The sequence below is a fragment of the bacterium genome (assembly GCA_019695335.1).
Lineage (GTDB): Bacteria > CLD3 > CLD3 > SB21 > SB21 > JABWBZ01.
Map to the genome: position 1 here is coordinate 12,924 of JAIBAF010000050.1, position 15,143 is coordinate 28,066.

The window sequence follows — 15,143 nt, forward strand, 5'->3', positions numbered from 1 at the left end:
TTATGAAAAAAGAAAAAATTCTGGATCATCTGATTGAACTTGCCGAAAGCCTCCATTTCAAAGTTCGTATAGAAAAAGGCGATTTTGCGGGCGGGACTTGTACCAAAGAAGAAGAAAACTTGATTCTTCTCAATAAACGCCACATGATCGATAAACGAATCAATATTCTGGCGCGTGAAATTGCCTCATTTGACCTCAGCACATTCGAAGTTCCTCCGGCGGTGATGAAAATCATTGACAGCGAACGTAAACGTGCGTCCGAAGTCGAGCTTGAAATGAGCGAGAGTGAAGATGAATAAGCCTTGCCGAAACGAGTCCGATGGAACTCCATGAACGTCTCTTCCAAAAATTAGACAACCTTCCCAAATCCCCCGGCTGCTATCTTTTTAAGAATTCCGAATCCCAAGTCATTTACGTTGGTAAAGCAAAAATTCTGCGCAACCGCGTCCGGCAATATTTTCAGGATTCCAAACGCGACGATCCCAAGCTGCAGATGATGGTTTCCAAAATTGAGGATTTGGAAATTATTCAGACCGATTCGGAAATGGAAGCGCTCATTCTTGAATCCAATCTTGTAAAAGAATATCGCCCGCGTTACAATATCGAACTCAAAGACGACAAAAGTTATCCTTACATCAAAGTGACGGATGAACTCTTTCCAAGGATTTACGTCACACGTGAAAAAGAACGGAGTGGGGGGAAATTTTTCGGTCCTTATACCGATGTCAAGAATCTCCGGCAAACTCTTAAAACGCTTCACCGGATTTTTCCAATCCGTAGCTGCACGCATCATTTTACGCCTGAAGTGATCGAAAGCCGCAAGGTGAAGTTGTGTCTCGATTATTATATTCATAAGTGTGAAGGGCCGTGCCAAGGTCTGGTAGAACCGGTTTCGTATCAAAATACGATCCAACAGATGAAGCGCTTTCTCAATGGTAAAACGCGCGAATTGATCGTCCAACTTAAAGAGGAAATGAACATTCTGGCTGATCAGATGAAGTTTGAAGAAGCAGCCAAAATCCGGGATCGTATTTATGATATTGAAATGTATACGGCCGGCCAAAAAATCGTTTTTCAGGATCTGACGGATAAAGACATTGCTGTGGTGGAAATCGAAGGCGATGATGCGTGCGGAGTGGTTTTTAAAATTCGCGACGGCAAAATGATCGGCCGGCAGCATTTTTATTTCAGTCAGGTGCAAGGCAAACTGAAAGAAGAAGCGCTCGAAACATTAATTAAAACCTATTACCTGCAGGCTGATTTTGTTCCGAAAGAAATTTATCTTCCTTACGAGCCAACTGAAATAGATACGTTGCAGGCATGGTTATCTCAAAAAGCCAAAACGGACGTTGAATTCATCATTCCCAAAATCGGGGACAAACAAAAATTAGTGGATATGTGCATGCGCAATGCGCGCTTGCTTTTAGGCGATTTAAAATTACAGCGTCTCAAAGCCAAAGAAGATTTTGTTCCTCGCGTTTTATTGAGTCTTCAGCGGGATCTGAACCTCCGCCTTGCGCCGCGGCGTATCGAATGTTTTGACAATTCTAATATTCAGGGAAGTGATCCGGTCGCTTCAATGGTGGTTTTCGTCGATGGGAAAGCAAAAAAGAGCGATTACAGAAAATTTAAAATCAAAACCGTAACCGGTCCTGACGATTTTGCGAGTATGCATGAAGTAGTTACGCGGCGATATTTACGCGTGCTTGAAGAGGGATTGGAATTTCCCGATCTGATCGTTATTGACGGAGGCAAAGGACAATTGTCGGCAGCCGTCGAAGCATTGGAAGGTTTGGGAATTCGCGTTTCGAAAGCCGGTTCGGATGGGCAGGCGATCATTGGATTAGCCAAGCGAATGGAGGAAGTTTTTATTCCCGAAATTGCCGACTCAATTATGATTCCAAAAACTTCATCGTCCATTAAATTATTGCAGCAAGTACGTGACGAAGCGCATCGCTTTGCGGTTACATTCCACCGTGCCCGACGGGATAAACGCACGCTGGTATCCGAATTGGATGACATTGGCGGTATTGGTGAAAAACGTAAGCAAAATTTATTAACCCATTTTGGCTCCGTTAAAAATATTGCATCTGCTGGTCTTGAGGAAATTCAATCGGTTGATGGAATTCCGGAAGCGCTGGCTCGAAAAATTTACGAGTATTTTTTAGACAGGGAAACTGATGATGGGAATGAAGAAAATTAGTTTCACCTGAACCCAAATTCTATTATATTCATCCACGATTAATTTTAAACATTGAGGTCTATTTGAAGAGTGTTTTTTTAGAAGCATTGGAATCGCGTGTACTGGTTTGCGATGGCGCCATGGGTACTATGTTGTACGAAGCGGGTATTTCTTTCGATCATTGTTTTGACGAAATCAATTTATCGCATCCCGATATCGTCCAAAAAATTCATGAAGCTTACATCGATGCCGGTGCCGATATCATCGAAACCAATACATTCGGTGGTAACCGGCAACGACTTGGGCATCATGGGTTGGAAGAAAAACTGATTGAGATTAATCAGACCGCCGCACGGCTCGCCAAAGAAGTTGCGGCTAAAAAAAGTAAGCAGCTTGGCAAGAAAATTTTTGTTGCAGGTTCGGTAGGGCCACTGGGAAAACCGCTCGAACCGATTGGAAAAATTACTCAGGAAGAAGCCCGGCAATATTTTGCAGAACAAATTTCCGTGTTTGCCGAAAACGAAGTCGATGTGATTTTAATTGAGACCATGTCCGATCTTAATGAAGCCAAAGCGGCCGTATTGGCCGCAAGATCGGTAACCGATTTGCCGGTTATTGCTCAAATGAGTTTCAACGATGAAGGCAAGACGCTCATGGGTAATAAACCGCTTGAAGTTGCCAAAGCGCTCAAAGATGCCGGAGCGAATGTTGTTGGCGCCAATTGCTCAGTCGGACCGCAAGTTCTATTGGAAGTGATGGAGCGGATGTCGGGAACAGAAAATGTACATTTTTCAGTTCAGCCCAACGCCGGATTGCCGAGGTATGTTGGCGGCCGGTATATTTATTTGGCATCGCCGGATTATTTCGGCGAATATGCCAAAATGTTTGTGGCAGCAGGTGTCGGCTTGATTGGCGGTTGTTGCGGCACGACACCCGAGCATATCCGGCAAATCCGGAAAAGTATCGGCGAATCAAAACCGGTTCGCGAAAAGAAAAACCGGATTATCGTTGACGTTGAGGAATCATCCGATGAAAAAACAGTTGAAAAACTTTCATCATCTTCGCTCATCGAAAAATTTAAACAGAAAAAATTCGTCGTCAGTATCGAACTGGATCCGCCACGTGGATTGAATTATGATAAAGTCATCGAAGGCGCAATTTTGTGTAAGAAAAATAAGGTTGATGCGGTAAATATTGCGGACAATCCCCTCGCAAAAGCCGGCATGACGCCGCTCGCCATGGCTTCACTCATCAAACAAAATATCCATATCGAAACGATCCTCCATTTCTCATGCCGCGACCGTAATTTGCTGGCGATGCAATCTGAACTGATGAGCGCTCACGTATTGAATATACGAACCGTTTTGGCAATCACCGGCGATCCACCGGTAGTGGGTGATTATCCGAATGCAACAGGTGTATTCGACGTCGATTCTATCGGCTTACTCAAATTAATGAGTAATTTAAATAAAGGAATCGATTTGGCCGGCAAATCCATTGGCTCTATAACCAATTTTTTCAGGGCGTGTGCGATCAACCCAACGGCCGTCGACTTAACCCGGGAATTTGATCGTTTTGAAGAAAAAATTGCCAGCGGTGCCGAATTCGCTATGTCACAAGTGATGTATGATTTAAAAAATTTAGAGGAATTTTCTAAACGTTTTCGCGGACGCATTCCGGTTATGCTGGGTATCATGCCTCTGAAAAACGCGAAACATGCGAATTTCATGCATTATGAAATTCCGGATATCAAAATTCCTGATGCAATCCGGGATCGTATGGCAAAAGCAGGCGACAAAGGACAGGATGAAGGAGTCCGGATTGCTAAAGAATTTCTGAAAGAGGCGAAAGACATGGTGGATGGTACTTATATAATGCCGCCGTTTAATAAATTCGAAATGGCGTTCGAAGTCCTTAGTGTTTTGTAAAATAGTATATGATTCTTGAACACATACAACTTCCAGTCGTTCGGCGGCGGCCGATTTATGTCAATATTTTGCTTGCAGCGCGCCCGTTGCATTGGATTAAGAATATTTTTGTTTTTTCAGCGTTAGCTTTTTCACTCAAACTTTTTCATAGTGACGCTGTTTGGGTATCGGCATTAGTATTTTTGGCGTTTTGCATGGTATCTTCGGCCGTTTATATGATCAATGACGTAACCGATCGTGAAGAGGATGCCCGCCATCCTTCCAAGCGAACTCGCCCGATTACTTCAGGTCAGTTGAGTACAAAACAAGCATTGGTAGCGTCGAGCATTTTTTGTACGGCGGGAATTTTGCTTTCATGGGTGGTTAATGAATGGGTTGTTATGCTGGTAAGCGGCTATGTGGTGATGAACGTTTTTTATTCATTCACTCTTAAAAAAATCCTGATTCTTGATGTGATTATCATAGCGATGGGATTTGTGCTACGCGTTCTTGCTGGAGGATTTGCATTGAATTATGAGTTATCGAACTGGATTTTAATTTGTACATTTTTTCTATCGACATTGATCGGTTTTGCGAAGCGCCGGTATGAGATTACCTCAGATGGATTGTCTTTTCACGAATATAAGGGCTATACGCCATATCTGCTTGATTTGTTAATTACGGCTACGGCTGCATCCGTTATTAGCTCCTATGCGTTTTATGTCATGTTACGTGGTAATTGGCAGAATGGCTTGGCGTTGTTGGCAAGTATTGCTGTGGTTTTTTTTGGAGTGATTCGGTATGTGCTTATCATTTATCGCAGTGAGGAACAACTTGACCATACGAAATTGATATTGACTGATAAGCCGTTAGTCGCATCCGTTTTAATTTGGATTAGTTTGCTTATTACTGAAATTTATGTCATCAATCCGCATTTACAATTTATACGATGATACGTGCTATTCGTAAAATATTACTGATTAATCCGCCGGGACCGCTGTACCAACGTGGCGAAGACCGTTCACAAGGCAATATTGCCGATTCTTCGGCGACGTCTTTGCGGGCACCTAACGATTTGGCTTACATGGCCGCCATGCTTCGGCGAATAGGTGTCACGCCGTTGATCAAAGACTACCCTGCTGAAAATTGGTCATGGGAAACGTACTCTGCGGATTTGAAATCGTTTGATCCTGACGCTGTGGTGATGAGCATTACCAATGCGACGATTCTCAACGACCTGCAAGCTTTTAAGTTAGCCAAAGAATCCAATCCCGATATCGTTACAATCGCCAAAGGCGCATTATTTTTTGCGTGCAATTTAGATCAGTTTCAACGCAATGAATTTAACGATATGGATGTTGCACTTGTGGGAGAAGCCGAGACAGTCATTAATGACGTCATTGAAGCGATGCGTCAAAGTACCCCGTTTGAGACTCTCAATGGCGTGATTTATCGAAACGTTGCAGGAAAATGGACTCGTACAGAACCTCAGCCGTTTGTTGACGATCTGGACGCGTTGCCTTTTCCAGCGAGAGATTTGTTGCATAATGATTTATATGTCCGTCCAGATACCGGAGAACCACAGGCGACGATTCAGACGGCGCGAGGTTGTCCGTCGCATTGTATTTTTTGTTTGACGCCGGCGGTCTCAGGACAACGCGTCCGGCAACGTTCGGCTAAAAATGTTGTTGATGAAATTGAAGAATGCGTTAAAGTTCACGGCATCCGAAATTTCTTTTTTAAAGCGGATACTTTTACGATCAATAAAAAATATGTCATTGATATTTGTAGTGAAATTCTTGAGCGTAATCTTGCCATTTCGTGGGTGGCCAATAGCCGTGTTGATACCGTCGATGAAGAAAGAATCGATTGGATGAAAAAAGCCGGATGTTGGCTTATTGCGTTTGGTTTTGAGAGTGGTAATGATACAATATTGCAAAAAATGAAGAAGGATGCTATTGCGCAAGACGCGTATCGTGCCGTTCGATTGGTGAAAAATGCCGGACTTCGTGTATACGGTTTTTTTCTGATCGGCTTACCGTGGGATACTCATGAAACTGTTCGCGACACTTTGAAATTTGCCAAAAAATTAAATTGCGATTTTTCTGAAATTCACATTGCTACGCCGTATGAAGGAACGGAGCTCCATACGATTGCCGATGCGATGGGACTTATTCAACAAGACGTCATCGGTCATAATTATTTTAGCGATCCGGTTATGGGAACCATGTCCCTGACCCGTGAAGAAATTTTGCAATACCGGCGAAAAGGTATCCGCTCGTTATATTGGACGCCGCAATATATTTTTAAAACTGCTTCAAAGATTCGAACGTCAGCCGAATTAAAAAATTACGCGTCGTACGGCTGGCGTATGGTCAAAAACATGTTGATTCACTGATTATGCCTGACATTCTTTCAGCTATTGAAAAATTGCGAGCGGAAATTAATGATCACAATTACCGCTATTATGTTCTGCATCAACCGTCCATTTCTGACGAAGCTTTTGATCAGTTATTGAATCGCCTGATCGAATTGGAAAATCAACATCCTGAGTTGATCACGCCTGATTCTCCGACTCAACGCGTTGGAGCGGATCTTACAAAAAATTTCCCTACAGTAGCGCATCTGCAGCCGATGATGAGTCTCGGCAATACTTACAGCGAAGCGGAATTGCGCGATTTTGATAGGCGGGTCAGTGAACTGCTTGAAGGCGAATCGTATGAATACGTCTGTGAATTAAAATTCGACGGCGTTGCGATCAGTTTGATCTATGAAAATGGTTTGTTCAATCGCGGCGTGACGCGCGGTGATGGCGAAAAAGGTGAGGATGTCAGCGCTAACTTGAAAACAATTCGTTCCATTCCTTTAAGCCTGAGCGGTTCATCGCTGAAAAATATTGAAGTGCGTGGTGAAGTATTGATGTATCGCGACGATTTTATCAAAATGAATGTTAAACGTGCCGAAGCAGGCGAGGCTACGTTTGCCAATCCACGCAATTCGTCAGCCGGGACCCTGAAGCTTCAGGATCCAAAAGAAGTAGCAGCGCGTCCGCTAAAATTCTTTGCTTATTACCTTCGTTCGCTTGATAAAAAACAGCCGTTCAAATCCCATTCTGAAAGTTTAAAACTTTTACATGAAATGAAATTTCCGGTGATGGAATCGTACCGGCTTTGTAAATCGATCGAGCACGTTTTCGAGTATTGCAAAGAATGGGAAGAAAAACGCGAGACGCTCCCGTTTGAAATTGATGGCGTCGTCATCAAAGTGAACCGTTTTGATCAGCAAGAAACGCTTGGTGCAACGGCTAAATCGCCGCGATGGGCGATTGCATTCAAATTTAAAGCGCGTCAGGCTCGTACCGTGGTTAACAATATTCTGCTGCAAGTTGGGCGTACGGGCGTAGTGTCACCGTTGGCTGAATTACAGCCGGTGTTTTTGGCAGGATCGACGATCAGCCGCGCTACCTTGCATAATGAAGATTTTATCCGTGAGAAAGATATTCGAATCGGCGATACGGTCGTGATCGAAAAAGGCGGCGATGTAATTCCGAAAGTTGTGGAAGTCATTTTGACCGAGCGTCCGAAAAAGTCCAAACCGTTTGTTTTTCCTGAAAAATGTCCGGTTTGCGGTGAACCGATTTTTAAAACGGAAGGCGAAGCGGCGTGGCGTTGTGAAAATATCGCCTGCGACGCGCAAGTCAAAAAACGAATTGAACATTATTGCTCGCGGGATGCAATGGATATTGAAAACCTGGGTGAAGCCGTTGTGGCGCAACTGGTCGACGAAGGATTGATCAAAGACTTCAGCGATCTTTATTCACTCAAATTAGATCCGCTCATCGAGCTTGAACGTATGGGCAAAAAAAGCGCTTCTAATTTACTCGATGGTATTGAGAAGAGTAAAACGCGCTCGCTTGAAAAATTAATTTATGCTCTTGGGATTAAATTTGTGGGAGAAGAAAGCGCTAAAGATCTGGCCAAAGCCTTTAAAACTTTAGATGCTTTAATGGAAAGTTCAGTTGAAGAACTTATCGCCATTGATGGCATCGGCGACCGTATTGCTCAAAGTATCGTCCATTTTTTTCATAACAAACAGAATTTGGCCGTTATTGAAAAATTAAAACGTGCCGGTGTTAATACCGAATGGATGGGAACGGTTTCGCAGGCGAAGCAAATTTTTGCTGGGAAAACATTTGTACTGACCGGTACGTTGCCAACATACAGCCGAACGGATGCGTCAAAATTGATTGAAGACCGCGGTGGAAAAATATCCGGTAGCGTCAGTAAGAAAACGGACTATGTGCTTGCCGGAGACGATGCCGGATCGAAACTCGAAAAAGCAAAATCACTGGATGTTAAAATAATCGACGAGAATCAATTTATAGAAATGATCCAATGAAATCACAAATCCCTGTAAAAATTTTCTTTCTGCTAGCGTGCTTGTTGTTAGTTTTAGCCGCTTTTACTTCTTTTGACAATTCAAAAGTTCATCCTTCTTTAAAAAAATATTTCAAAGCCAACGAAACACCACAGTTGGTATGGATTTTTTTTACGGATAAAGGTGATAGGTACATGCAAAGTTATTTTGATGCGCAGAAAGTTTTGTCCAAAAAGACCTTGAAAAGGCGTAGTAAAAATAAAGCTAACGTAATTGATGATCGCGATTTCGCAATTCACTCCGCTTATCTGCAGCTTGTTAAAGAGGCTGGTTTGGAGATACGCCATACATCCCGGTGGTTGAATGCTGTAAGCGGCTGGGCAACATCGTCAACTGTCGAAAAATTGTCTTCACTTTATTGTGTGAAACGGATTGACCCGGTTGGTCGATTTCGAATGAGTAAAGAACATTCAGAATCCGAAGGCGTAACGGCTAAAAGTGTTTTGATTAAGTCTGCAAACGCATTCGCTGATTCGGCTTTTTACGGAACGTCGTTTACGCAATTGAATTTAAGCGAAATCCCTGCAGTTCATGATTCGGGTTTTTTCGGACAAGATGTGATCATCAGTATGTTTGATACCGGATTTGATAATCTTACACATGAAGCGTTTGACAGCTTGACCATATTGGCGACGTGGGATTTTGTTAATAATGATACGAGCGTGGCCAACGATCCGGGACAGTTGGGTAATGGTAGCCATGGAACAAAGACATTGTCTATGATCGGCAGTTATCAACCTGGAAAATTAGTCGGTCCGGCTTACCGTGCACATTTTCTTCTGGCCAAAACGGAGAATACAACCAGTGAAACCTCTCTTGAAGAGGATAACTGGATTGCAGCTTTGGAGTGGGCTGAAGCCCATGGCGCCGATATTATCAGCAGTTCGGTCGGATATATTGAAATGGATGCCGGTTCGCCCCGAAGTTATGACTGGACATGGATGTCGGGGGATTCGACGCTTATTACCAAAGCAGCCAATATCGGTGTTAGTCACGGTTTGGTTATTGTTAACTCTGCCGGCAATGAAGGTTCTAACTCACAACACAATACGTTAGGAGCGCCATCGGATGGCGATAGCATTATTGCTGTAGGAGCCGTGACATCGTCAAAAACGCGTGCCGGTTTCAGTTCCGTCGGTCCAACCACGAAAGGGAGAATTAAACCCGATGTAATGGCAATGGGATATAATGTAAAAGTCGCTTCTTCGTCCAGCCAGAACGGATATGAAATAAGCCAAGGGACATCGTTTGCGTGTCCATTGGTTGCCGGTATGTGCGCGCAGATTTTAACAGCGCATCCTGACTGGACGCCGACGCAAGTTCGATTGGCCTTGATCCGAACGGCCGATCGTGCTAATAATCCCAATAATCAATACGGCTACGGTATCGTCAATGTACTTTCCGCTATTCAGTATGAATTTCCAATCGATACGGGCGCGATTATTCCAACACAATTTGTATTGCATCAAAATCAGCCTAATCCGTTTAATCCGGGTACCGTCATTCGGTATGATGTTTTGGAAGAGGGGAAAGTTAAAATAGAAGTCTATAACTCTCTTGGTCAGAAGATACGAACTGTTTTGAATCAAAACAGACCTGCGTTAGTCAATCAGACAGTGACATGGGATGGAAAAGACGAGCGAGGAAAATCTGTTGCGTCGGGCGTGTATTTTTATCGAATGACGATTAAAGGTTTTTCTAAAACAAAAAAAATGCTGTTATTGAAATAGGAGTATCAGCATGAATATTGGTTTGGCCATGCTGGCGTCGGTTGCCGGATTAATCATAGCCTATTTTTTCTATGGGCGCCGGGTTGCAAAAATTCTCGGAGTCAATGAAAGTAATGCTACGCCGGCCGTTAGAAATCAAGATGGCGTTGATTTTGTTCCGACGCGTCCGGCTGTACTGCTTGGCCATCATTTTGCGTCCATAGCTGCAGCAGGACCAATCGTCGGGCCAACGTTGGCATTACTGTATGGATTTCTTCCCACGTGGTTATGGATCATTCTCGGTGTTACATTTATCGGTGCCGTCCATGATTTTTCAGCATTGTTTGTCAGCGTAAGAGAAGAAGGACGTTCCATTGCCGAAATTGCCAAAAAGACGCTTGGCAAAACAGGTTTTTTGTTTTTTATTTTATTTGCTCTGCTACTGTGCATACTGGTATGCGCAGCGTTTCTTCAGTTAACAGCTGTATCGTTGACATCATTGTATCCTCTGAAAGAATTCGGCTTACCTGACGATCAAACTATTCTTAAAACGGTTACGGATGGAGGCGTTTTGAAAGGCGTCATCGGGGGCATCGCATCTACTTCCGTCATTGTTATGACGATTGCAGCACCGCTGATCGGATATCTATTGTATAAAAAAAATATTAACCTCGTTGTTATCAGTCTTTTGGCTTTTTTTGTTTGTATAGCATCAGTATACATTGGTTTCATTTGGCCGGTGACGCTGGATACCAGATTATGGATGACAATTATTTGCATATATTGTTTCATAGCAGGATGGATCCCTGTTTGGATCATTCTTCAGCCGCGCGATTTTACGAATGTACAGTTATTGTATCTCGGTATTATTGTAATGGTAGTTGGAATTGTAGCGTGCGGAATAACAGGTGTCGTCATAGATGCGCCGGCTTTCAATTTCTCGGCGGAAAGCCTGGCGGCGATGGGTAATGTGTGGCCTTTTTTATTTGTTACCATTGCCTGCGGTTCAGTATCAGGTGCGCACGCATTGATTGCGACGGGCACGACTTCTAAACAGCTTAGCAATGAAAAACATGCGCCGTTGATTGGTTACGGTGGTATGCTATTGGAAGCTTTACTCGGAATTTGTGTAACGTTGATTATTTTAGGAGGATTGGGATATGCCGAGTATCACGATATCGTTTGGCCGCATGATGAATTAGGCAATATCAAGTCCGGCAATGCTCCGCTGGCTTTTGCCGTTGGTGTCGGTCACACATTGCAGAAAGGGCTGAATATTCCGAGCGTGTACGGAACAGTTTTTGGCATTTTACTTTTGGAAGGTTTTTTGGTGACTACAATTGATACGATTGTCAGGTTGACACGATATTTATTTGAAGAGTTGTGGCTCACTTTATTCACGAACCCGCCCGCAATTATGAGAAATAAGTTTTTTAACACAATTATTCCTGTTGCCGGAATGGCGGCGCTGGGATTCACCAACGCTTACACATCGATCTGGCCGATCTTTGGTTCGGCCAATCAGTTACTCGCCGCGCTGACATTGACCGCCATTACGGCCTGGCTTATTCAAAAATCGCGACCGTACTGGTTTGCAGCAATACCGGCAATATTCATGTGTGTTACAACTCTTACATCGTTAATCATTCTGGTTAATCGGTATATCGAAAAAAATAACTGGGCGTTGACCATCGCCGATAGTATTTTGATTATATTAACGGTCGGCGTACTAGTTATGACGTTTCGCTATTTCTATAATCTTCGTAAGGAAATGGCGAAAAAAACTGAATCTTGATAAATTTTTATTCGTAAAACTCTAATATGAAAAATTTAACGATCATTCTATTTGTTTTTGTATTTCATACAGCGTTACTGTCTGCTCAAGTTGGCCTGCAAAGAAAAACAGCTGACAAGCTATATGAACAAGGCGACAACTATCACGCGATGCAAATGTACAAAAAAATGCTGGACCAAAATCCCAACGATCCGGAATTGAATTACAACGTTGGTAACACGCTTTACCGCATGCAGATGTACGATCAGGCCGCGCAGTATTACGAGCGCGCTTTGACCAATACCAATGACCAACAGCTTAAGTCTGATATCCAGTACAATATGGCGAATTGTCTGTATAAATCGAAAAAAATAAAAGAAAGCATCGAAGGCTACAAACAAGCTTTACGTAAAAACCCAAACGATGAAGATGCGCGATTCAATCTTGAATACGCCATGAAACAGATACAACAACCACCACCTCCGCCGCAAAAAAATGACTCGGAAAATTCCTCTGAAAAAAAAGACAAAGACTCTTCAAAAGAACAGAATCAAAATAAACAACAACAAGACCAAAAAGATAATCAGAATAAAGAACAGAGAGAGCAGGAGAAAAACAATCAGCAGCAGCAACAAGCTCAACAGCAGGGTTTAAGTAAAAAAGAAGCTGAAAAAATTCTCGATGCTTTGAAGAATCAGGAACGCGATTACCAGAAAAAACAAATTAAAGAACGGGCAACCAGTGAACAAAAGACTGAAAAAGACTGGTAAGGAGCGCCATTGGAGTATTCAAATTTTGATCTGAATTTTGCCGGCGGCCTGTTGCTCTTTATCATTCTCAGCGCGGCCGCTGTTTTTTTTTCATTCTGGACTTATAAAGAAACGATCCCGCCGGTTTCCAAATTCCGAAGACGTTTTCTCGCATCTCTTCGAAGTCTTGCCATGATAGTATTGTGGTTTATCCTGTTAGAGCCGGTTTTACAATTAACCCGTAACGAAGAAGAACGTCCGATTGTTGCTGTTTTGATTGATGCTTCAGAAAGCATGACCATCCGTGATCAGGGTATCGACCGGAAATCTTTATTACAGGCATTACTATCGTCAGAAACACTCAAACAAATGGAATCGCAAAATGATGTGAGTTTTTTCAGTTTTGGTGATGACCTGAGAGAGGTTAGTGGTCAAAACCTCGATTCTATTCAATGGTCAGCGTCCCAGACAGACATTTCTTCTTCTTTATTGGATTTGAAACAAAAAATGATAGGGAAAAATTTTGCTTCAGTCGTTTTACTGACGGATGGGCAATACAATATCGGAAGTAATCCTGTCACCGAAGCCGGTTTATTGGGTGTTCCGGTTTTCACCGTTGGGTTCGGTAGTCCTGTTGAGACCAAGGATATTTTGATTTCGCAGGTATTGGCCAATGAAATTGCTTACCTGAAAAGCAAGATTCCTGTTGACGTTACGATAGCATCGTTCGGGTTTAAAAAAAAACGGCTGACGGTGAATATCCTGCATGATAATAAAATTATCAAAACACAAGTAATTGATGCCGGCGACGACGGCTCGGTAATAAATGTTTCGTTTGAATTAGAAGCCGATACCGAAGGTCTGCAGAAATATGCCGTGTCGGTAGTACCTTTAAGTGGAGAATTGACTGATAAAAATAACACTAAATCATTTTTTGTTAAAATTCTCAAAAATAAGATGAACGTGTTAGTGATTTCCGGCGCTCCGGGATCGGATCATAGTTTTCTTTATCAGACTTTAGCTGTAGACCCGAACATGGACGTAAGTGCACTGATCGAGAAAAAAGACGGATCGTTTATTCAGGCTGGCGAACAGCAAAACAATGAGCCGGATTGTTTTATTTTTAATAATTATCCTACGGCGCGCAGCGATTTGAAAACGTTTCAAGCGTATGTTAATAAAATTACGCTGGAGAAAAAAGGCTGGCTGGTCTTCTACGGACTTCAGACCGATCTGAACAAACTCCAGCAACTGCAAGCGGTCAGTCCTGTTGAATGGAAATCGGATCCGGCTTTGGATGAAGCTAACGTGTCTTTTAATCTCAGTCTTAGTGGAAAAAACGGTGCTATTCTGAAAGTCTCGGATAATCCCGCCGAGACGGCCAAACAATGGGGAGAACTGCCACCGGTGTGGATTGCGCGAGCGATGGCCAATCCTGTTCCGGGCAGCGATGTTTTAGCGCGCGTAGACATGAGCCGCGTCTCCAACCTGATCCGTATGCGCAAAGATATTCCACTCATTACAACTCTGAAATCGGGTTCTTCCAAATCCATAGCCGTTTCAGCATACGGCTTGTGGAAAACACAATTTATAATGAATGGCCTCGGTCGAACTAATGAAGCCTACCAACGTTTTGTCCAAAATGCCGTTCGATGGTTATCGACCAAAGACGACAGCAAACAAGTGATTATCACATCGGCCAAGCAATTGTACCGGAATGGTGAAAAAATCCTTTTTTCGGCGCAAGTATATGATGAGCAGTTACATGCAGTAAGTGATGCAGAAGTTAAATTAAAAGTAACATCCGAAAATGGAACCACCGATCTTCAATTGGATCCTGTCGGCAATGGCCGGTACGAAGGCTCGATCAACGGTTTGAATGCCGGTGATTATGTTTACTCGGGAGATGCGATACGCAATGAAACGCTGATTGGGACCGATAAAGGAAAATTGACCGTTGAAAATTACAGCATCGAATTGATCCAAACGTCGATGAACGAAAAGCTTCTTAGAAGCGTTGCGCAAGAAAGCGGCGGCGAGTACTACTCACCGGATCAATTCGGAGATATTATTCAGCGGATGAAATTCAAACCGCTGGTTTACGAAAAGAATGAAGAGCTGGAATTATGGAATAAGACAATGCTGCTGTTTTTGTTTGCCGGGCTTGTTTCGTTAGAGTGGTTTATCCGAAAACGTAGCGATATGATGTAAACCTGTAAATGCCTCAAGAAAAAAATAACCCCAGTAAAATTTACTGGGGTTAAAGTCGGGGTGGGGAGATTTGAACTCCCGACCTCTCGGTCCCGAACCGAGCGCGCTAACCGGGCTGCGCTACACCCCGTTTTTCAAAACGGCGCTAATATATAGCTTTTTTCCTAATATGAA

10 protein-coding genes and 1 tRNA gene are annotated in these 15,143 nt (G+C 43.1%); 10 read left to right on the forward strand and 1 reads right to left on the reverse strand.

Annotated features, from left to right (window positions below):
* Positions 1–2: 2 nt before the first annotated feature.
* The 10 genes from K1X84_12345 to K1X84_12390 all read left to right on the forward strand — a co-directional run bounded on the left by K1X84_12345 (position 3) and on the right by K1X84_12390 (position 14,969).
* The gene (locus tag K1X84_12345) at positions 3–299 is read left to right on the forward strand and encodes a hypothetical protein (protein MBX7152426.1); all 297 of its coding nucleotides are present in this window, start codon (positions 3–5) and stop codon (positions 297–299) included.
* A gap of 20 nt (positions 300–319) precedes the next feature.
* Positions 320–2,203 carry an excinuclease ABC subunit UvrC gene (gene uvrC, locus K1X84_12350; GenBank protein MBX7152427.1) on the forward strand — a complete coding sequence of 628 codons (1,884 nt, stop codon included), beginning with the start codon at positions 320–322 and terminating at the stop codon, positions 2,201–2,203.
* Positions 2,204–2,265: 62 nt separating this feature from the next.
* A complete protein-coding gene (locus K1X84_12355; protein MBX7152428.1) occupies positions 2,266–4,110 on the forward strand; it encodes a bifunctional homocysteine S-methyltransferase/methylenetetrahydrofolate reductase in 1,845 nt (614 codons plus the stop codon).
* Positions 4,111–4,118: 8 nt separating this feature from the next.
* Positions 4,119–5,042: a UbiA prenyltransferase family protein gene (locus K1X84_12360; protein MBX7152429.1), complete on the forward strand. Its 924-nt coding sequence runs from the start codon at positions 4,119–4,121 to the stop codon at positions 5,040–5,042.
* Entirely contained in the window at positions 5,039–6,487 is a 1,449-nt protein-coding gene (locus K1X84_12365) for a B12-binding domain-containing radical SAM protein (protein ID MBX7152430.1), read from the forward strand. Before K1X84_12360 ends, K1X84_12365 begins: the two co-directional genes overlap by 4 nt.
* A 2-nt stretch (positions 6,488–6,489) precedes the next feature.
* Positions 6,490–8,487 (forward strand): NAD-dependent DNA ligase LigA, encoded by a 1,998-nt coding sequence (gene ligA, locus K1X84_12370; protein ID MBX7152431.1) that lies wholly within the window; start codon positions 6,490–6,492, stop codon positions 8,485–8,487.
* The gene (locus K1X84_12375) at positions 8,484–10,256 is read left to right on the forward strand and encodes a S8 family serine peptidase (GenBank protein ID MBX7152432.1); all 1,773 of its coding nucleotides are present in this window, start codon (positions 8,484–8,486) and stop codon (positions 10,254–10,256) included. The genes ligA and K1X84_12375 overlap by 4 nt, the downstream gene beginning before the upstream one ends.
* Before the next feature lie 10 nt (positions 10,257–10,266).
* Entirely contained in the window at positions 10,267–12,030 is a 1,764-nt protein-coding gene (locus K1X84_12380) for a carbon starvation protein A (protein ID MBX7152433.1), read from the forward strand.
* A gap of 26 nt (positions 12,031–12,056) precedes the next feature.
* Entirely contained in the window at positions 12,057–12,779 is a 723-nt protein-coding gene (locus K1X84_12385) for a tetratricopeptide repeat protein (GenBank protein MBX7152434.1), read from the forward strand.
* Positions 12,780–12,788: 9 nt separating this feature from the next.
* The gene (locus K1X84_12390; protein MBX7152435.1) at positions 12,789–14,969 is read left to right on the forward strand and encodes a hypothetical protein; all 2,181 of its coding nucleotides are present in this window, start codon (positions 12,789–12,791) and stop codon (positions 14,967–14,969) included.
* A gap of 55 nt (positions 14,970–15,024) precedes the next feature.
* Here K1X84_12390 and K1X84_12395 read toward each other — a convergent pair.
* Positions 15,025–15,099, reverse strand: a tRNA-Pro gene (locus K1X84_12395).
* Positions 15,100–15,143 lie beyond the last annotated feature (44 nt).